The following is a 19554-nucleotide window of genomic DNA, read 5'->3' on the forward strand; positions in this document are numbered from 1 at the left end:
CTCATTCCGCGCGGCGTTCCGCGGCGACGGTGAAGGCTCCTTCGGCGCGGATGTCGCGGGAGGACTCGCCGACCTCGACCCGGTAGTCGCCCGCGGCGACGGTCCAGCCGCCGGACAGCTCGTCCCAGTAGGCCAGGCTGCGGTCGGTGAGGGTGAACTGCACCGACGCGGCCTGCCCCGGTTCCAGGGTGAGCTTGGCGAAACCCTTGAGCTGGCGCGGCGGCTGCGGCACGTCCTCGCGCGGCGAGGGCAGGCCCAGGTACAGCTGCGGCACCGCGTGGCCGGTGCGCGCACCGGTGTTGGTGACCACCACGCTCACCTGGTCCGCCGAGACCTGCGGGTCGGAGTAGGCGAAGGTGGTGTAGGACAGGCCGTGCCCGAACGGGAAGGCCGGTTCGATCTCGTGGGCGTCGTAGTGCCGGTAACCGACGAGCACGCCTTCGGTGAAGTGCACGTCCAGGCCCTTGCCCGGGTAGCGGGCGGTGTCACCGGCGGTGGGCACGTCGTCCTCGCTGTTGGGGAAGGTCAGCGGCAGCCGGCCACCCGGGTCGACGTCGCCGAAGAGCACCCTGGCGATCGCGGTGCCCGCGTTCGCGCCCGGGTACCAGGCCTCCAGCAGCGCGCGCGTGCGGTAGCGCCACGGGGTGTTGACCGGGCCGCCGGTCTCCAGCACGACCACGGTGTCGGCGTTGGCCTCCAGCGCGGCCTCGATGATCGCGTCCTGGTCGGCGAACGGGTTGCCCACCGCGGGCGGCGGGAACTGGCCGATGCCCGAGTCCAGGTCCATGTTCGGCTTGTCCAGGAACTCCGACATCATGTCGGAGACGACGACCACGGCGACGTCGGCGTTGCGGGCGGCCTCGGCCGCGGCGTCGGGGGTCTTGCCCGGTTCGTGGACGACGGTGATGCCGGCCTCGGCGCCGCGCTGCTGGATGCCCCGCAGCGGTGAGACGAAGCTGTACGGGGTGGTCGAGGAGGAACCGCCGCCCTGCACGAACTTCTCGGCGGCCTCGCCGATGACGGCGATCGTCTTGCCGCGCAGCGCGCCCGGGTCCAGCGGCAGCAGGCCGTCGTTGCGCAGCAGCGTCATGCCCGCTTCGGCGACGCGCCCGGCGGTGGCGAGGTTGGCCGGCTTGTCGATCCGGCTGTCGTCGTTCGGGTACTCGGGGCGGTCGAAGATGCCGTGCGAGAACATGGTTCGCAGGATGCGGCGGGCGTGTTCGTCCACGTCGGACGTCGCCGCCTGCCCCATCGCCAGCGCGGTGCGGATCGCCGCGGGCGAGTACACCAGAGCGGGCCACGGCTCGAAGTCCATGCCGTTGGCCAGCGAGTTCCCGGTGGAGTGCATGGCGGCGTAGTCGGCGATGGTGTAGCCGGTGAAGCCCCACTCGTGCTTGAGCAGGTCGTTGAGCAGCCACTGGTGCTCGCAGGCGTACTGGCCGCCGACCCGGTTGTAGGAGCCCATCACCGCGCCGACCCCGGCTTCGCGGACCGCGGCCTCGAACGGCGGCAGGTAGATCTCGCGCAGCGTGCGCTCGTCGACGACGGCGTTGTAGAGCATCCGCGACCCGACCACGCCCAGCTGGCCTTCCTGGGTGTAGGCGGCGAAGTGCTTGACGCACACCATGACGCCCTGGGAGTGCGCCCCGGCGGCCCAGCCGACGCCGATCCGCGAGGACAGGTGCGGGTCCTCGCCGAAGCCCTCGAAGGCGCGGCCGGAGGTGGGGATCCGCAGCACGTCGACGGTCGGGCCGAACACCACGTCGTTGCCCTTGCAGCGCACCTCGTTGGCGACGGTGGCGCCGTAGGTCTCGGCCAGCTCCGGGTCGAACGAGGCCGCCAGCGACACGCCGGAGGGCATCGAGGTGCCGTTGCCCTGGCGCGATCCGACGGGGCCGTCGCCGTAGTACACGGGCGGGATCCCGAGCCGCTCGACGCCGTGCCCGGTTCCGGTGTGCCCGAACCCGGCGGCGCCCGCCAGGTCGTCGCCGCCGAGCAGCGAGATCTTCTCGTCCAGGGTCATCTCGCGCAGCACCAGCGCCGCTCGTTCGTCGGGCGAGAGGCCGGGGTCGCACCAGGCGTGGTCGCCGCAGCGTCCCGGTACGGCCGCGGCCGCCGCTCCGGTGGGCAGGACCGCGGCCATCCCGGCCAGTCCTGCGGCGGTCATCAGGGTCCGACGGTTCACGTGCTGCATCTGGCGCAGGGCTCCGATCACTCTGTACGACGTACGGTTTTGATCAGTTTCCGCCAGAACAGGACGTGGATCATCGTCCGAATGCAGTCATCCGCTGCCTCCGATGCGCCGCCATGCGCACCGGGGCGTTCACGACTCCGTATCCCGCGTAGTCACCGACCCGCTGCACGAGTTCGAGGAACACCCGCGAGCCGAACAGCTCGGTGAACAGGTGCAGGAACTCCCCGCCCGCGTCGCGGTCGTAGAGCACCGACCCGCGACGCAGCGAGGCCAGCAGCTCCGGGTCGAGGTCGAGGCGGGCGTCGAGGTCGTCGTAGTAGTTGTCCGGGATCGGCAGCACCGGAGCGCCCGACTCGCGCAGCCGCTCGGCGGCGGTGAGCACGTCGGTGCAGGTGAAGGCGATGTGCTGCGGGTCGCGCACCGCCGGGGCCCACTCCCCGCGCCGCACCAGCGCGCCGTTGAGCGCGATGCGCACCGATCGCGTCGCGTCGACCATGCCGCGGTTGCGGACCATGCCGAACGGCGCCGCGTACTCGGTGACCTCCTCGGGTTCCAGGCCGAGCACCGAGCGGCAGAACAGCGCGGCCTCGTCGAAGTGGTCGAAGGGCTGGGTCAGCGACACGTGGTCGATGCCCGTGATCAGGCCCGCCGCCGGTGTGGCGGCCGCCGGTGCGCTGGTGTCGCGGAAGTCGCCGCGCCAGCCGTCGGTGGCACCGGTGTCGCAGAAGAACACCCCGGTGCCGTCCGGTGCGGCCACCGAGACCAGGCCCGCCTCCTGCGGTCCGCGTTCGCGGGGCAGGATCGGCGAGCTCATCGCCTCGGCTCGGCGGGCGGAGCGCATCGGATCGGCGCTCTCCACCGCGAGCGCGCCGATCTCGGCGGTGTCGGGAGCCGTCGCCGAGGTGTTGATCAGCACTCGCGCGCCGCCCTGCTCCCAGCGCCGCACGGGTTTGCTGCGGTGCTCGCCGGTCTCGGCGAAACCCAGCGCGCGCAGCCCCTCGGACAGCCGGGTGGCGGTGTCCGGATCGGCGACGAGCTCGGCGAAGGCGTAGCCGTCCAGGTCCGGGGCGGGCTCGGCGACGGGCTCGCCGAGCTGCTCCTCCAGCAGTCGCAGCGAGCGCATCGCGTCCACCGCGGCCGGTTTCGGGTCGGCCTGCCGGAAGACGTCGTTGAACACCTCCAGCGACAGCGGCCCGGCGTAACCGGCGTCGAGGACGTTGCCCGCGAAGGTCTTCAGGTCGAACGAGCCCTGGCCCGGGAACAACCGGTGGTGGCGGCTCCACTGCAGCACGTCCATGTCCAGCTGCGGCGCGTCGGCCAGCTGCAGGTAGAAGAGCTTCTCGCCGGGGATGGTGCGGATCAGCGCGGGGTCGCCGCCGCGCGAGAGCACGTGGAAGGAGTCCAGGCACAGGCCCAGAGCGGGGTGGTCGGCGCGGCGCACGATCCGCCACGAGTGCTCGTAGGTGTTGACGAAGCGTCCCCACGCCAGCGCCTCGTAGGCCACCCGCATCCCGCGCTCCTGGGCGCGTTCGGCCAGCGCTCGCAGCTGCTCGGCGGCCAGCTCGTCGTCGTCGACGGCCTCCGGGGACACCGTCGAGCAGACCAGGACCAGGTCGGTGCCCAGCTGCTCCATGACGTCGAACTTGCGCTCGGCGCGCCGCAGGTTCTGCCGGAACCGCGCAGGCGGAACGGCTTCGAAGTCGCGGAACGGCTGGTAGAGGTCGATCGACAGGCCCAGATCGCGGCAGCGGGCGCCGATCTCGGCGGGCGAGGCGGCCGAGGCGATCAGGTCGTTCTCGAAGATCTCCACCCCGTCGAACCCGGCCGCCGCGGCGGCGGCGAGCTTGTCCTCCAAGGTGCCCGACAGGCAGACCGTGGCGATGGACCGTCGTGGCTCAGACATGCGCTCCCTCCAGTTCGGCGAAGTGCCGCAGCATCCGCTCGGCGTCCGGTTCCAGGCCGGTGAACAGCCGGAACGCGTCCACGGCCTGGAACACCGCCATGCCGCCGCCGTCGAGCACCCGGCAGCCGAGTTCGCGCGCGGTGACGACGAGTTCGGTGGCCAGCGGACGGTAGACCACCTCGGCCACCCACTGCTCGGGGCGCAGCAGCGCGGCGGGCACCGGGAGTCCGGGGTGGGCGGCCATCCCGGTCGGGGTGGCGTGCACCAGACCATCCGCCGCCGCCAGCTCGTCGGCGAGTTCGCCACCGAGCACCGCGCGGTCCGGCAGGGACGCGACCAGCGCGGCGGCGCGGTCGGCGTCGAGGTCGACGACCCGGACCTCGCCGGCGCCCAGGCCCAGCAGCGCGTGCGCGACGGCCGCCCCGGCGCCACCCGCGCCGAGCAGCAGCACCCGGTCCAGGGCGGCACCGGGCAGGCCGCGCCGGAGGCTGCGGGCGAACCCGGAGTGGTCGGTGTTGTGGCCGACGGCCCGCTCGCCGTTGAAGACGACGGTGTTGACCGCGCCCAGCGCGGCTGCGTCGGGGTGGACCTCGTCGAGGTGCTCCAGGACCAGCTGCTTGCAGGGGTGGGTGATGTTGAGCCCGCGGTAGCCTTCGGCCCGGGCGCGGGCGAGCAGCTCGCCGACGGCGTCCGGCGGCGCGCCCAGCTCGTCGAGGTCCCACCGCCGGTAGCGGTAGTCCAGGCCGAGCTCGGCGGCCTCCCGCTCGTGCAACGCCGGGCTCAGCGACGGGCCGATGCCCGATCCGATGAGCCCCACCAGGTAGCCGTCTTGCACTCCGCACTCCCCGTTAAGTAACGAACTAGCTAGTTAATAGTAGGCACACGAACCGCCCTTCCGGAAGACTCGGTGCACTACAGTGGCCCTGAAGTGCACCAACCCGCAGAGGAGCATCGTGGCCGCACCGTCGTCCGACACCGCAGCGATCAAGCAGCGCGACGCCGATCGGACCCGCGCGGAGATCCTGCGGGTGGCCACCGAGGAGTTCGCCGACAAGGGCTACGCCGGAGCCCGGGTGGACGAGATCGCCGCGCGCACCAGCACCACCAAGCGGATGATCTACTACTACTTCTCCGGCAAGGAGCAGCTGTACCTGGCCGCGCTGGAGAACGCCTACTCGGTCATCCGCGGCCTGGAGAGCCAGGTCGATCTCGAGGCGCTGGAGCCCGCCGAGGCGATCCGCAGGCTCGCCGAGCTCACCTTCGACCACCACGAGTCGCACCCGGACTTCCTGCGGCTGGTCAGCATCGAGAACATCCACCGCGCCGAGCACCTCACCAAGTCCGAGCTGCTGCCGGGCCTGGCCGGCCCGGCGGTGGAGGTGCTCGACGGCGTGCTGCGGCGCGGGCGCGAGTCCGGGGTGTTCCGCGACGACGTCGACGCGCTCGACGTGCACATGATGATCAGCTCGTTCTGCGTGTTCCGGACCGCCAACCGCTACACGTTCCAGGCGATCTTCCAGCGCGACCTGCTCGACCCGAAGCGCCGCGACCACTACCGCCGGATGCTCGGCGACATGGTGCTCGACTTCCTGTCCCGGAGCTGACGCGGCCTCCCCCGGCGCCGAGCCGGGCGCAACGAGCCCGAAACACCCCCTTGACACGGGTTCGCGGGCGCTTCACAGTCTTGAGAACTAACTAGATGGTTCATAAGTCACCGCGCAACGGTGCACGGACTTCCTGGAGCTGACAGTGACCGACGGCCCGAGAGCCACCCAGGGCAAACCGCGCAAAGCCGCGATCGCCGCGTGGATCGGAAGCGCGCTTGAGTACTACGACTTCTTCATCTACGGCACCGCCGCGGCCCTGGTGTTCAACAAGATCTTCTTCCCCGACGCCGACCCGTCGACCGGCACGCTGCTGGCGCTGGCCTCCTTCGGGGTCGGCTACCTGCCCGGCCGATCGGGGCGTTCATCCTCGGCCACATCGGCGACGCCTTCGGCCGCAAGCGGGTGCTGGTGTTCACCGTGCTGCTGATGGGGATCTCCACGGTCCTCGTCGGCTGCCTGCCCACCTACGACCAGATCGGCCTGGCCGCGCCCGCCCTGCTGGTCGCGCTCCGGCTGCTGCAGGGCTTCTCGGCCGCGGGCGAGCAGGCCGGGGCGAACTCGATGTCGCTGGAGCACGCGCCCGCGCACCGGCGGGCGTACTTCACCAGCTTCACCCTCAGCGGCACCCAGGCCGGGCAGATCCTGGCCACCGCGGTGTTCCTGCCGGTGGCCGCGCTGCCGGAGGACCAGCTGGTCGCCTGGGGCTGGCGGGTTCCCTTCTGGCTCAGCGGGATCGTGGTGATCGTCGGCCTGGTGATCCGCAGCAAGCTCGACGAGACGCCCGTGTTCGTCGAGGAGGTCGCCGAGACCAAGCGGGAGAAGACCCCGCTGCTGCCGCTGTTCCGCGACCACTGGGCCGACGTGCTGCGCGTGATCGTCGCGTCCGTGATCGCCGCGGTGAGCACGATCTTCACCGTCTACGCGCTCAGCTACGCGGTGAACACCGCGGGCCTGGCCAAGACCCCGATCCTGTGGGTGGGCGTGCTGGCCAACGTCGTGGCGCTCGCGGCGATCCCGCTGTGGGCGGGGCTGGCCGACCGGATCGGCCGCAAGCCGGTGTTCATCGGCGGTTCGGCCGGCTGCGCGGTGCTGATGTTCGCCTACCTGTGGTCGCTGTCGACCGGGAACTGGGTGCTCATCTTCGCCTCCGGCATCGCCCTGTTCGGCGTGGTCTACAGCGCCACCAACGGGATCTGGCCCGCGTTCTACGGCGAGATGTTCCCGGCGAAGGTGCGGCTGTCGGGCATGGCCGTGGGAACCCAGATCGGGTTCGCGCTGGCCGGGTTCTCCCCCAGCATCTCCGAGGCCATCGGCGGTGGCCGCGACGGGTGGATCTACGTGGCGCTGTTCACGGCCGGCCTGTGCGCGCTGAACATCATCGCGGTCGCTTCGGCCCGCGAAACGCACAAGGTCCCGACCGCCGAGCTCGGCCTACCGAAGACCCCGGCGACCGTCTGACCTCGGTCGACGGACCAGAACGGCCCCGATCCCACCGGGATCGGGGCCGTTCTGCTTTCAGGACTCCGGCACACAGTGGCACGCTGTTCCGTGATGTGGGATGTCCGTCTCGACCGTTGACCTCCCGATGAGGCGCTGCGAGCATCCGATGCGTGTTCATCCGGAACGCCTTCTCCTGGCGCCTGCACGTCGATCTGCGACGGCAGGCCAGCTCCATCTGTCCGATCGCTTAGGGCTTTTCGGGACCGTGGACGGTTTTTCCTCGAACTGTCCATGATCAATATCCCTTTTGTCCGGTCAATTCGAGGAAAGACCGTCCTCTGCCTCGCGCTCGCCCGGTGACGTCGTCATCCCGGATTGATGCGTCGCGCCTCGCTGATGGAGTGAAAGACCTTGCGTCGTCGTGATTTCCTGTCGTTGTTCGCGGCCGCCTCGGCCACCGGACTGCTCGCCGCGTGCTCCCGCGGCGGTGACGGCGGCGGTGACGCCGCCTCCGCGCCGCCCCCGGCCCTGATCCCGCCGGACCAGCTGGCGGGGGTGAAGCTGAGAGCGGGCGACCAGAAGGGCACCTCGCAGTCGCTGATCCGCTCGGCGGGCCTGGACGACTTCCCCTACGAGGTCGAGTGGGCGACCTTCACCTCCGGACCACCGCTGCTGGAGGCGCTGTCGGCCGACGCCATCGACATCGGCGGCACCGGCAACACTCCCCCGCTGTTCGCCGCGGCCGCCAAGGCCGACTTCAAGATCGTCGCCGCCTCGCAGGGCAACGTCGCCAGCGATGCCGTCGTGGTGCTGCCGAACTCACCGCTGCAGTCGCGGGAACAGCTGCGCGGCAAGAAGATCGCGGTCGCGAAGGGAAGTTCCGCGCACGGGCAGATCCTGCAGACCCTCGCCGCCGTCGGCCTCACCCCCGACGACGTCCAGCTCGTCTTCCTGCAGCCCGCCGACGCGCTGGGCGCGTTCAAGCAGGGCGCGGTCGACGCCTGGGCGATCTGGGACCCCTACTTCGCCCAGATCCAGCTCGAATCCGGCGCACGGGTCATCGCCGACGGGCATTCCGGCGGCGCCAACGGCTACACCTTCCAGGTCGCGAGCACCGCCGCGCTGGCCGACGCCCGGCGAAACTCGGCGATCGCCGACTACCTGACCCGGCTGGCCAGGGCCAACCGCTTCTCCGACGCCAACAGGGACGTCCGCGCCCAAGCCTGGTCGCAGGACACCGGGCTGCCGATCGAGGTCACCCGCAAGGCCACCGAACTCGGCCCCGACCTGCCGGTCCCGCTGGACGAGACCGTCATCCGGTCCGAGCAGGAACTCGCCGACGCCTTCGTCGCCGCCAAGGAGATCCCGCGCAGGTTCACCTTCGCCGACTTCGTCGACACCCGCTTCGCCACCCAGCTCGCCAGCGCCTAAGAGGAACGCCTGATGCCCATCACCACCCACTGGTTCCTGCCGACCCACGGCGACGGCCGGTCCGTCGTGGACCGCCCGCACACCACGCCGACCGGGGCCGACACACCGCGCCGCCCCGACATCGACTACCTCGCCCAGGTCGCCCAGGCCGTCGAGCACCTCGGCTTCACCGGCATGCTCACCCCCACCGGCAGCTGGTGCCAGGACGCCTGGATCACCACCTCCGCGCTGCTGGCGCGCACCAAGCGGATCAAGTTCCTGGTCGCGTTCCGGCCGGGCTCGCTGTCGCCCACGCTGGCGGCGCAGCTGGCCGCGACCTACCAGAAGGTCTCCGAGGGCCGCTTGCTGCTCAACATCGTCACCGGTGGTGAGTCCATCGAGCAGCAGCGCTACGGCGACTGGCTCGACCACGACGAGCGCTACGCGCGCACCGACGAGTTCCTGGCGGTGCTGCGCGGCATCTTCGCCGGGGAGCCCTTCGACTTCGACGGCGAGCACTACAGCGTGCGGGGCGCGACCTCGTTCGAAGCGCCAGAACCCGCCCCGCCGCTGTACTTCGGCGGGTCCTCGGACGCGGCGCTGCCGGTGGCCGCCCGCCGCGCCGACGTGCACCTGACCTGGGGCGAGCCGCCTGCGGCGGTGGGCCGCAAGGTGCAGCGGTTGCGCGAGCTGGCCGCCGAGGAAGGCCGTGAGCTGCGGTTCGGGCTGCGCGCGCACGTCATCACCCGCGACACCAGCGCGGACGCGTGGGGCACCGCGCAGCGGTTCCTGGAGCAGATGGACCCGGCCGACGTCGCGGCCTCCCAGGCCAAGATCGCCAAGACCGAGGCCGTCGGCCAGCGCAAGATCGCCGAGCTGCACGGCGGCGTGCTGCCCAGCAGCGCCCGCGACCTGGAGGTGCACCCGGGGCTGTGGGCCGGTGTCGGACTGCTGCGCGGCGGGGCCGGGACGGCCCTGGTGGGCAGTCACGCCGAGGTGGCCGATCTCATCGAGGAGTACCACGCGGTGGGCATCGAGGAGTTCGTGCTCTCCGGCTACCCGCACCTGGAGGAGGCGTACTGGTTCGGCGAGGGCGTGCACCCCGAGCTCGCCCGCCGCGGTCTGCGCGCGGCGACCGGCCCCGCCGCCGCGCGGGATCTGACCCCGGCACCACACTGACCTGCGAGAACAACTCGGCCCCAGCCTTCGAGGCTGGGGCCGGGTTCTGTCAGTAGCGGTTGCCGCCGGGGGCAGGGCGCTGCGGCGGGCGACCGCCGGGGCCACCGGGAGCGCCGGGACGACCCGGGCCCGGGGGCTGCGGGGGCGGGGCACCCGGGCGACCAGCGCCGGGCGGCGGTGCGGCCGGCGGGTTGCCCTGCGGACGGCCCTGGTTCGGCGGTGCTCCGGGACGGCCCTGGCCGGGGGGTGCGGGACGGCCGCCCTGGTTCGGCGGCGGCCCCTGCGGGCGTCCCTGGCCGGGGGCTCCCTGCCTGCTGCCGCGCCGGGCTGCGGCTGACCGGGGCGACCCTGACCCGCTCCCGGTCGTCCCTGCTGCGGGCCGCCGGGACGGCCCTGGGCGGCACCGGGCCGGGCGCCGGGGCGTCCTGCGGGCGGCTGAGCTCCGCGCTCCGGGCGGGAGGTCTCCGGGCGGGAGGGCCTGCGGTCGTCGCGGTCGAAGTCCAGGTCGAAGTCGTCGTCATCGCGACGCCGGCGGCCGGGCATCCGCAGCGGGGCCTTGCCCGCGTTCTTGCGGCTGTTGATCCACAGGTCGAAGCCGAAGATCACCAGAGCGCCGATCAGCAGCATCAGGCCCAGCAACGGCACTTCCAGGACCAGCGCCGTCACCAGCGCGAGCACCAACATCGCGATGATCGGTACCCACGCGAACGGGTCGATCCGGTTCAGGATCGCTGAGATCCCACCGGAATCGTCGTGGTCCGCGTCACGTGCCATCGAGACTCTCCAACTCAACTCTGCGCCCGGCCGCGGAAGTGTACCGGAGAGTCACTTCCGGACCCGCGACCGTCACCCGCCGATGCGGGTCCGATCACGCCTTTTCTACGCCATCACCGACCGGCCAGGCGGACCCGGACACCCCAGAACCCCACCCCGGCCGGACGCGGCGCGGGACGCTCGCCCGATGTCGCCGCCGCCCGCCGCTCGGACCGCGTCAAGATCATACTCACGGACCGGTTTCCCTTTGTTCACACCGGTGTCCGGACGCGATGACGCCGAGAACACCGGCGGCTGACCAGGCATTGCGCGTCCGCTTTTGTCGGCAGGGGTGCTTCCGGATGAGTTTCGGACGGATAATTCGCGAGTCCACTGTGGATCCATTACCAAATGGAACCCACTCTGTGAACACCTTGTTGATCACACGTTCCCGAAGTCGCCATCCTGGACACTTCGCCCAGTTACTCGATGTAACAAGGAGTTTCGCGCCCGAACACCGCTCACCAAGATCACTCCGGTGGCGCCGAAGCAGCAAGATCATGGATACTATCGTGATCGCCCGTAACTTTCCGGTGGCCACAAAGCCGGAGTCCGAAGTCAGATTGATCAGGGGCTGCGATGAGCACAGCCGACGAGACACTCGGCGAACTGACGAAAAGGCAGTTGGAAAACCTCTGCCGAGCAGTCGGAATAGACCAGGACGACCCCGCGCGATTACTCGGTGAAGTGCTGGCAGCGGCCCGCGACCGGCCCCTGACCAGCCCTCCGCTGTGGCCGTCGGACATCGCCGACGACGCCACCCCCGTCGAGTTCTCCGTCCAGGTCAACGACGGCGGCGACCGCCACCTGCGGATCCTCGCCGAAACCCTGCCCGCCGCCCCCTCGCCCGCCGCGAACCTGCGGGCCGCGAAGGACCTCGTCGCCGCCCTCGCCGACCGCTACGACCTGCCGCTCGACCGGCTGCGCGCCGTCGAGGACCTGTTCAGCCCGGACGAACCGCAGGGCAAGTTCTCCTGGTGGTTCTCCTTCATCTTCGACGCCGCGGGCCGCCCCAAGTTCAAGATCTACTTCAACCCCGACGTGCGCGGGCGGGACCGGGCCGAGGAGCTGGTCGAGGAGGCCTTCACCCGCCTCGGCCTCGACGGCGCCCACCTGACCGTCTCCGACTACGCACTGCGACGTCCCGCCGACCGGCTCACGTTCTTCGCGCTCGACCTGGACCGCAGCCCGGAGTCGCGCGTCAAGATCTACGTCTCGCAGCACGACGCGGGCATCGCCGAGGTGCAGCACGCCGCCTCCGCCGTCCCCGGCATCGACCACGGCCAGGTCGGCGACTTTTGCCGACTGCTGGCACCGGGCACCGAGCGCTTCGCGGGCAGGCCGTTGGTGTCGAGCTACTCGTTCGTGCAGGGCGACCGCGAGAAGCCCAGCAACTACAGCCTCTACCTGCCGCTGCGCGACTACGTCCCGGACGACTCGGTGGCCCGCGAGCGGGTCCGCAGGCACCTGCGCGCCCGCCGCGTCGACCCCGCGATGCTCGACGAGGTCATCGGCGCGCTCACCGACCGCGACCTGGCCGCCCAGGCCGGAATGCTCGCCCACGTCTCCCTCCGCCTGAGCCCGGACCGGACCGGAACCACCGTCTACGCCTCGTCGGAGGCCTACGGCGGGACGAAGAACTGACCCGAGGAGCACATCCCGCATGCCGCACTTACGCCCGTACGTCTCCGCCGTCGTGCGCCCGATCCCGATCACCACGCGGGAGCAGCGCGTCGAGGAGCTGGATCGCGCCGGGCACAACCCGTTCAACCTGCCCGCGGACAAGGTGAGCATCGACCTGCTGTCGGACTCCGGGACCGGTGCGGTCTCGATCGACCAGCAGGCGTGGGCCCAGCGCGGCGACGAGCGCTACGCGGGCGCCGAGTCGTTCTACCGCTACCGCGAGGCGCTGCGGGAGGTCGTGCCCTACGAGCACCTGCTCCCGGTGCACCAGGGGCGCGCCGCCGAGCGCGTGCTGTTCACCGCCCTGCTCGGCGAGGGCCGGATCAGCCTGAGCAACACGCACTTCGACACCACCCGCGCCAACGTGGAGCGGCTCGGCTCGGAGGCGCGCGACCTGCCGAGCCCGGAGCTGTTCGACCTCGACGCCGAGCACCCGTTCAAGGGCGACATCGACGTCTCCGCCGTCCGCCAGGTCCTCGACGGGCCCGACGGCGAGCGGGTCGGGCAGATCCTGATGACCATCACCAACAACGGCGGCGGCGGGCAACCGGTGTCGATGGCCAACCTCAAGGAGGTCAGCGCGCTGGCGCGCGAGCGCGGCGTGCCGCTGATCCTCGACGCCGCGCGGTTCGCCGAGAACGCCTGGCTGGTCATCCGCCGCGAACCCGGCTACCAGGACAAGACCCCGCTGGAGGTCGCGCGGGAGGCCTTCGAACTCGCCGACGGAGCCGTGGCCAGCCTGAAGAAGGACGGTCTGTCGCCCGAGGGCGCGTTCATCGGCCTCAACGACGCCGAGCTCGCCGACCGCTGCGAGGTCGACATCATCGCCACCGAGGGCTTCCGCACCTACGGCGGCCTCACCGGCTCGACGCTGGAGCAGCTGGCGCAGGGACTGCGGGAGGTCGTCACGCCCGCCTACCTCGCCGACCGCGAGCACGAGGCCGCCTACCTGGCCGACCGCGCCCACCAGGCGGGGGTGGGCACCATCCGCCCGTCGGGCCTGCACGGGGTGTACCTCAACGCCGGGCGGCTGCTGCCGCACCTGGGCCCGGCGCAGTTCCCGGGCCACGCGCTGGCCTGCGCGCTGTACCGGGAGGGCGGCATCCGCTGCGCCGAGCTGGGGTCGCTGTACCTCGGCACGCTGGACGAGAACGCCGAGCTGACCTCGCCCGCGCCGTTCGAGCTGGTGCGCCTGGCCCTGCCGCGGCGGGTCTACGACCACAGCCACCTGGAGTACGTGGGCGAGATCCTGGCCGAGATCGCCAAGAACCCCGAATCGGTGCCCGGCTACCGGATCACCGAGAACCCGCCGATCCTGCGGCACTTCCGCTGCCGGACGGCGCCGCTGAGCTGAAACCCGTTCCCGGGTGCCCTCTTCCGGGCACCCGGGCAACGCTCACGCCAGGTCGGACGGCGTCCGGTCGATGGCGTGCCGCACGAGGGTGACCAGCGCGTTCTTGCACAGCGCGCGGTCCCGCGCGTCGCAGATGACGATCGGCACCTCGGGCGGGATCACCAGCGCGTCCCGCACTTCCTCGGGTTCGTACCGGTAGCCGTCGTCGAAGATGTTGACCGCCACCACGAACGGGATGCCGCGGCGCTCGAAGAAGTCCACGGAGGCGAACGCCTCCTGCAGCTTGCGCGTGTCCACCAGCACCACGGCGCCGACCGCGCCCAGCGCCAGGTCGTTCCACAGGGGCCAGAACCGGTTCTGGCCCGGTGCGCCGAACAGGTACAGCACCACCTCGTCGGAGATGGTGATGCGCCCGAAGTCCAGCGCGACGGTGGTGGTCTCCTTGCGCTCGACACCGCTGAGATCGTCGATGCCCTCGCTGGCGACCGTCATCTCCTCTTCGGTGGTCAGCGGTGGGATCTCGCTGACCGCGCCGACCATCGTCGTCTTCCCGACGCCGAAACCGCCCGCCACCACCAGTTTCACGGGTATCGGGGCGGGGTTGGCACCCTCGTCCCCCTCGCTCCGGCCGGACCGCGCCGGAACGGCCTGATCGGCCCCGGCCCGCGCGTCGGCCACCCTAGAGTCTGCAAAGCCCACGGTACACCTGCTCCAAGATCTCTCTGCTGACTTCGCTCCGAGGCGTGCGCACGAAGACGGCACCGTGATCGAGCAGGTCGCCGCACAGGACCCGGACCACGCCCATCGGCTGTCCCAGAGCGACGGCGAGCTCCGCGAGCGAGACGGGGCGGTGGCACGCCTCCAGGATCGCGCGGTGCTCGGGCGTGATCTCCAGCCTCGGTGCTTCCGGCCGCGGCTCGACGGTGACGACCTGGGTCGCGGTGTCGAGCCGGTGGTGCTTGTGCTGCCCAGGTGTCCGGCCGCGCGTGATCGTGTACGGCCGGACCATCGGTCCGGCTTCATCGTCGTACCACGCCTCGTCCACTGTCAGGTCCTCTCCGCCGCCAAACCGTGCAGCTCTCGCGGCGCCGCCGACAGGAACGAACCGACGCGGGTGATCAGGCGGCCCATCTCGTAGGCCACCAGCTCGATGTCGGTGTCCGCCGCCGACAGCACGGCCAGGCACGCGCCGCTGCCCGCCGCCGAGACGAAGAGGAACCCGTGCTCCATCTCGACGTGCGTCTGCGCGACCTGGCCCCGGCCGAAGTCCTTGCTCACGCCCTTGCCGATGCTGCGCATGCTGGACGCCGCCGCGGCGAGCTTGTCACCGGCGTCCCGGTCCAGCCCCGCGGACTTGGCGATGACCAGGCCGTCGTTGGACAGCACCACCGCGTGATCGGCACCGTGCACGCCCTGCACGAAATCGTCCAGCAGCCAACTCAGTTTCGAAGCCGTCTCGGTCATGCCCACCTCACCTGCACTTGCTTGTCGTCTGGTCTGCTCACGAGCCGCTTCTGCCGGGGTGATCCCCGTCCGGTTCGTCGGACCGGTCGAAGCCTCCCCGGAACGCGCGGCGGAATCCCGCCAGCTTGCTCGGCGAGGCGATCACCTGCTCCTCCTCGGCGTCGGGATCGTCCTTGAGCCCGTCGGCCAGGTGCGTCTGCGGCACCCGCTTGGGCAGGGCCGGGCGCTTCCCGTTGCCGACTTCGGGTTTCGCGCCACCTTCAGGATTCGCGTCGGGCTCGGACGTTTCGGCGTCCGGCCACTCGTAGCCGGGTGAGGTGGCCTGCTCGCTCATCGTCCCGTCCCAGCTGAGTTCGCGCGGCTGCGGCACCAGCGCCGGCTCGGCCTGCTCGCGGTTGACCGAACGCCGCTGCCGCTCCCGCTCTTCGAGGTTCCCGGCGATCTCCTGGCGCCGCTGCACGGCGCTGACCGGCACCTGCACGGTGTCGTGCTCGCCGCTGCCGGGCCCGGTCTCCAGGATCCGGTTGGGCAGCAGCACCGTGGCGCGGGTGCCGCCGTAGGCCGAGACGCCGAACTCCACGGAGACCTCGCGGCGCGAGGCCAGCCGGGCGGCGGTGAACAGGCCCAGCTGCTCGGCCTTGTTGTTCTCCAGCACGAGCCGGTCGAACTCCGGCGGCTCGTGCATCATCTCGTTGGCGCGGCTGCGGATCTCGGGATCCATGCCCAGCCCCTGGTCGGCGATGTCGATGGCGATGCCGCGCGCGACCTCGGTGGCCCCGACGTGCACCTGCGTGTTCGGCGGGGAGAACGCGGTGGCGTTGTCGATGAGCTCGGAGAGCAGGTGGATCGAGTCGCCCACCGCGGCCCCGTGGATCATCACGTCCGGCACGTGGCCGATGACCACCCGCGAGTACTGGTCGATCTCGGAGATCGCCGAGCGCAGCACGTCCATCAGCGCGACCGGGCGGCTCCACCGGCGGCCGGGCTGCTGGTCGCCGAGCACCAGCAGGTTCTCCACCGTGCGGCGGGCGCGGGTGGTGGCGTTGTCCAGGTCGAACAGCTTGGACAGCTGCTGGGAGCTCTCCTCGTTGCGCTCCAGCTGGTCGATCGTGGTGTGCATGCCGCGCAGCAGCCGCTGGATGCGGTGGGCCATGCCGACGAAGACCACGCGGGCGCCCTGGCGGGCGCGGGTCTCGCCGACGGCGGCCTGCACCGCTTCCTGCTGGAACAGCTGGATGGCGTGGGCGACCTCGCCGACCTCGTCGGTGCCGTACTGGCCCAGGCCGACCATCTCCGCGTCGACGTCGACCGCCTCGCCCTCGCGGAGCCTGCGGACCACGTCGGGCAGCCGCTCGGCCATCGCCAGCGACTCGGTGCGCAGCCCCTGCAGGCGGGTGAGCAGCGCGTCGTCGACGACCGTGCGGTAGACGCGGCGGGCGAAGAAGAACGAGCCGACCGAGACCGCCAGCGCGACGAGGCTGCCGATCAGCACCGTCAGCAGGGTGTTGCTCGCGCGGTTGACCGCACCGTTGGCGACCTGCTCGCTCTGGGCGCGGACCAGGTTGGACATCTCGGCGCCGACGTCGTTGGTGATCCGGCGCCAGTCCTCGACCCGCAGCTGCGGGCGTTCGCCCGGGCCGAAGGAACCGTGCGCGACGAGCTCGTCCTCGGCGGCGGTGAGCTGCTTCCAGTCCGGGTTGTCGATCATCGCCTGGTAGCGCTGGCGCACCTCGGGCAGCATCGTGGTCAGGTTCGCCTCGACCGCGGTGTGGTGCCCGACGACGTAGCCGGTGAGCTCGCGGTGCTGGGCCGGGGTCAGCTGGCCGCTGGCCAGCACGGTGCCCACCATCGACGACTCGCGGGAGAGCATGTCCGAGGCGCGGAACAACCCGACCGCTGCCAGCGAGCCCTGGCGCGCCTCGGAGTCCGGCGTGATCCGCGACTGGATGTCGAAGAGCCGCGTCGCGGTGTCGAACATGTCGTTGTAGAAGGCGTTGAGCTCATCGACCGTGGCCTGCCCGCCCGCGATGCGCTGGCGCAGGTCGGGCAGCCGCTTGAAGTAGCCGTTGAGCTCGTTCATCGGCTCGATCACGTCGGCCGGGGCCGATTCCAGGACCGGGACGGCCTTCTCGTCGAGCTCCTTGAGCGCGCTGTCGGTGGCGCGCTGCTGGCCGCGCAGCTCGTCGGTGGCCGCGCCGGGTTGGCTGATGACCTCCAGGCTGCGGAGCCGTTCGCGCTGCACCTGGTCGAGCGCGTTGACCGCGGGCAGCGACATCTGCTGCACGCCGGAGGCGATCTGCCGGGCGAAGAAGGCGTCGAAGGCGAACAGCGAGCACCCCACCGACCACAGCACCGCCACGACGACCCACGGGACGAACACCGCCCAGGTCAGCCGCGACCGGATCGAGGATCCGCCTCCGGTGCGTCGTCTCTCGGGGCTCGGCGAGGATGAGGAGTCGTCTTGGGTCGTCACTTCCACGTTCTTTCCATCGGTGTTCTTCGCCCGCGCCGGGGCACACCCGGCGACCCGACAGCGGGTGCCCTCGACACGTTCGAGACCCTATCGGATGATCTTCACTCAATAGTGGATGTTGGCGGGTATTCCCCACCACAGCTGAGCGGCCTGGAATTGCTCCGGGATTTTTCCCACTGAACCGTCACGACCCGGCAAAACGTGTGAACGGACGAGGGCAGGGCTGGGAACGCGAATTCGCCGCGTCGCAGGAATCACTCGAATGGCCGCATTTCCGCACGGCTGTCGGCAATCGACCCCGCATTTCCTCCTCATCACCCCGGAATCGGACCAACTCCGCTCCGATGGGCCTCGGTCCGCTTCGCGGCGCGGTCGAGCTCGTCGAGCATGTCGTCGACCTCCCGGGTGCGCTCGGAGGCCACCAGGCCCAGACCCGCGAACAGCACCAGCGACACCATGATCGGCGTCGCCACGGTGGCGGTCTCGTTGGCGTCGACGCCGTAGTAGAGCACCGCGTAGGTGATCAGGCCGCCCGCCCAGGACACCAGCGCCGCCCGCGAACCGCAGCGCCGGAACCGCGGCAGCATCCCCAGCAGCAGCGGCACCGAGATCGGCCCCATCAGCGCGGCGACCCACGAGACCACGATCGACAGCACGCCGCCGAGGCTCTCGGCCTGCGTGGCCACCAGCATGCTCAGCGCGATGAACGAGAACGTCGCGATCCGGCCGGCGCGCAGCCGCTGGACCTCGCCGAACTCGCGGGCCCGGCGCCACAGCACCGGCAGCATGTCGCGGGTGATCACCGCCGAGATGGCGTTGGCGTCGGAGGCGACCATGGCCATCGTGTGCGAGAACATGCCCGCCAGCACCAGTCCCACCATGCCCGCGGGCAGCAGCTTCTCGGTCATCGCCGCGTAGGAGGTCGTCGGGTCCTCCAGCCCCGGCACGAACAGCGGGGCGGCGAACATCGGGAACATCAGCACCAGCGGCCAGACCAGGTACAGCGCCGAGGACAGCAGCGCGCCCCGGCGCGCGGCGCGGTTGTCCGGCGCCGCCATGTAGCGCTGCGCCAGGTTCCACATGCCGCCGTTGTACTCCAGCGTCTTGACCAGCACGTAGACCAGCAGGAAGACGGTCGTGTAGTCCTCGGTGACCGGCGAGAGGTGCCCGGCGGGCAACCGGTCCCACATCGTCCACAGGCCGGAGATGCCGCCGAGCGAGGACAGCACCGCCCAGATCATCACGATCCCGGCCAGGCCCTGGATCACGAACTGGCCGAAGTCGGTGAGGGCGTCGGCCCACAGCCCACCCGCCGTGCAGTACAGCAGGGTCACACCCCCGGTGACGAGGATGCCCACCAGGATCGGCACGCCCGCGAAGGACTCCAGCAGGATCGACACCGCGAACCACTTGGAGGCCACGTCGAAGACCTTCAGCGACGCCCCGCTCCAGGCCAGCGCCTGCTGGGTGGGGACGTTGAAGCGGCGGGCCAGGAACTCCAGCGGCGAGGCCACGCCGAACTCGGCGCGCAGCTGGTTCCAGCGCGCGGCGAACAGCCAGGCGCCGATGGCCACGCCGATGCCGATGGAGGCGAAGCCCCAGAAGTAGACGGTGACGCCCTGGCTGTAGGCGACTCCGGCGTAGGCGACGAACAGCACGGCGCTGTACCCGGACATGTGGTGCGAGATCCCGGCCAGCCACCAGGGCATCCGACCGCCCGCGATGAAGAAGTCCCTGTCGGTCTTGACCCTGCGGTGCGACCACCACCCGATGGCCACCATCAGCCCGAAGTACCCGATGACCATGACCCAGTCCAGCGCGTGCACGGGCCCACCCCTCCACATCCGATGGCTCTTCCATCCGCGGCTGTTGAGCTCGCTGCGGGATCGTCGTCGTCCCGGGCGCATGCGCCGGATGTGCTGCCCGGCCACCAAGGGGAAAGCGCTTGCCGAATGGGCCGGGTGGGCCGCGCGGGAATTCCGCGCGGCCTTGAACGATTTGTTTCGAAAAGTTCCGGAGCCGGACGCTAGATCA

At 70.9% G+C, this 19554-nt stretch carries 14 protein-coding genes and 1 pseudogene; 7 read left to right on the forward strand and 8 right to left on the reverse strand.

Annotated elements, in window-relative coordinates:
• Position 1 precedes the first annotated feature (1 nt).
• The 3 genes from REH65_RS05290 to REH65_RS05300 all read right to left on the reverse strand — a co-directional run bounded on the left by REH65_RS05290 (position 2) and on the right by REH65_RS05300 (position 4932).
• A complete protein-coding gene (locus tag REH65_RS05290; protein WP_406691509.1) occupies positions 2-2185 on the reverse strand; it encodes a beta-glucosidase family protein in 2184 nt (727 codons plus the stop codon).
• Positions 2186-2264: 79 nt separating this feature from the next.
• A complete protein-coding gene (locus tag REH65_RS05295) occupies positions 2265-4097 on the reverse strand; it encodes a TIM barrel protein (protein WP_406691510.1) in 1833 nt (610 codons plus the stop codon).
• A complete protein-coding gene (locus tag REH65_RS05300; RefSeq protein ID WP_406691511.1) occupies positions 4090-4932 on the reverse strand; it encodes a shikimate dehydrogenase in 843 nt (280 codons plus the stop codon). The genes REH65_RS05295 and REH65_RS05300 overlap by 8 nt, the downstream gene beginning before the upstream one ends.
• A 118-nt stretch (positions 4933-5050) precedes the next feature.
• Here REH65_RS05300 and REH65_RS05305 point away from each other — a divergent pair, with 118 nt between their 5' ends.
• The 7 genes and pseudogenes from REH65_RS05305 to REH65_RS05335 all read left to right on the forward strand — a co-directional run bounded on the left by REH65_RS05305 (position 5051) and on the right by REH65_RS05335 (position 13583).
• Positions 5051-5701, forward strand: coding sequence for a TetR/AcrR family transcriptional regulator (locus REH65_RS05305; protein WP_406691512.1), 651 nt, complete (start codon positions 5051-5053; stop codon positions 5699-5701).
• A gap of 145 nt (positions 5702-5846) precedes the next feature.
• Positions 5847-7162 (forward strand): annotated as a pseudogene (locus REH65_RS05310) (MFS transporter).
• A gap of 152 nt (positions 7163-7314) precedes the next feature.
• Positions 7315-7395: a putative leader peptide gene (locus REH65_RS05315; protein WP_406693090.1), complete on the forward strand. Its 81-nt coding sequence runs from the start codon at positions 7315-7317 to the stop codon at positions 7393-7395.
• A gap of 160 nt (positions 7396-7555) precedes the next feature.
• Complete coding sequence (locus tag REH65_RS05320) at positions 7556-8575, forward strand: aliphatic sulfonate ABC transporter substrate-binding protein (RefSeq protein WP_406691513.1); 1020 nt, start codon at positions 7556-7558, stop codon at positions 8573-8575.
• 12 nt (positions 8576-8587) lie between these two features.
• On the forward strand, positions 8588-9733 hold the full coding sequence (locus REH65_RS05325) for an LLM class flavin-dependent oxidoreductase (protein WP_406691514.1): 1146 nt from the start codon (positions 8588-8590) through the stop codon (positions 9731-9733).
• Positions 9734-11233: 1500 nt separating this feature from the next.
• A complete protein-coding gene (locus REH65_RS05330) occupies positions 11234-12190 on the forward strand; it encodes a tryptophan dimethylallyltransferase family protein (RefSeq protein ID WP_406691515.1) in 957 nt (318 codons plus the stop codon).
• Between the two features lie 19 nt (positions 12191-12209).
• Complete coding sequence (locus tag REH65_RS05335; protein WP_406691516.1) at positions 12210-13583, forward strand: tryptophanase; 1374 nt, start codon at positions 12210-12212, stop codon at positions 13581-13583.
• 42 nt (positions 13584-13625) lie between these two features.
• On the opposite strand, the gene REH65_RS05340 is transcribed toward REH65_RS05335, so the two are convergent.
• The 5 genes from REH65_RS05340 to REH65_RS05360 all read right to left on the reverse strand — a co-directional run bounded on the left by REH65_RS05340 (position 13626) and on the right by REH65_RS05360 (position 19346).
• Entirely contained in the window at positions 13626-14174 is a 549-nt protein-coding gene (locus REH65_RS05340) for a GTP-binding protein (protein WP_406693091.1), read from the reverse strand.
• An 88-nt stretch (positions 14175-14262) separates the two neighbouring features.
• Positions 14263-14628 (reverse strand): DUF742 domain-containing protein, encoded by a 366-nt coding sequence (locus REH65_RS05345; protein ID WP_406691517.1) that lies wholly within the window; start codon positions 14626-14628, stop codon positions 14263-14265.
• Positions 14629-14630: 2 nt separating this feature from the next.
• Positions 14631-15047, reverse strand: coding sequence for a roadblock/LC7 domain-containing protein (locus REH65_RS05350; protein WP_093421907.1), 417 nt, complete (start codon positions 15045-15047; stop codon positions 14631-14633).
• Positions 15048-15084: 37 nt separating this feature from the next.
• The gene (locus REH65_RS05355) at positions 15085-17520 is read right to left on the reverse strand and encodes a nitrate- and nitrite sensing domain-containing protein (RefSeq protein WP_406691518.1); all 2436 of its coding nucleotides are present in this window, start codon (positions 17518-17520) and stop codon (positions 15085-15087) included.
• 314 nt (positions 17521-17834) lie between these two features.
• Positions 17835-19346 carry a sodium:solute symporter family protein gene (locus REH65_RS05360; RefSeq protein WP_406691519.1) on the reverse strand — a complete coding sequence of 504 codons (1512 nt, stop codon included), beginning with the start codon at positions 19344-19346 and terminating at the stop codon, positions 17835-17837.
• Positions 19347-19554 lie beyond the last annotated feature (208 nt).

Origin of the sequence: Saccharopolyspora sp. ID03-671, assembly GCF_045278815.1 — a bacterium.
Lineage (GTDB): Bacteria > Actinomycetota > Actinomycetes > Mycobacteriales > Pseudonocardiaceae > Saccharopolyspora > Saccharopolyspora ipomoeae.

Excerpts from the sequence above, each read along its gene's own strand:
- REH65_RS05295 (WP_406691510.1), bottom strand. The coding sequence starts at position 4,097 with ATGTCTGAGCCACGACGGTCCATCGCCACGGTCTGCCTGTCGGGCACC.
- REH65_RS05325 (WP_406691514.1), top strand. The coding sequence starts at position 8,588 with ATGCCCATCACCACCCACTGGTTCCTGCCGACCCACGGCGACGGCCGG.
- REH65_RS05335 (WP_406691516.1), top strand. The coding sequence starts at position 12,210 with ATGCCGCACTTACGCCCGTACGTCTCCGCCGTCGTGCGCCCGATCCCG.
- REH65_RS05350 (WP_093421907.1), bottom strand. The coding sequence starts at position 15,047 with ATGACCGAGACGGCTTCGAAACTGAGTTGGCTGCTGGACGATTTCGTG.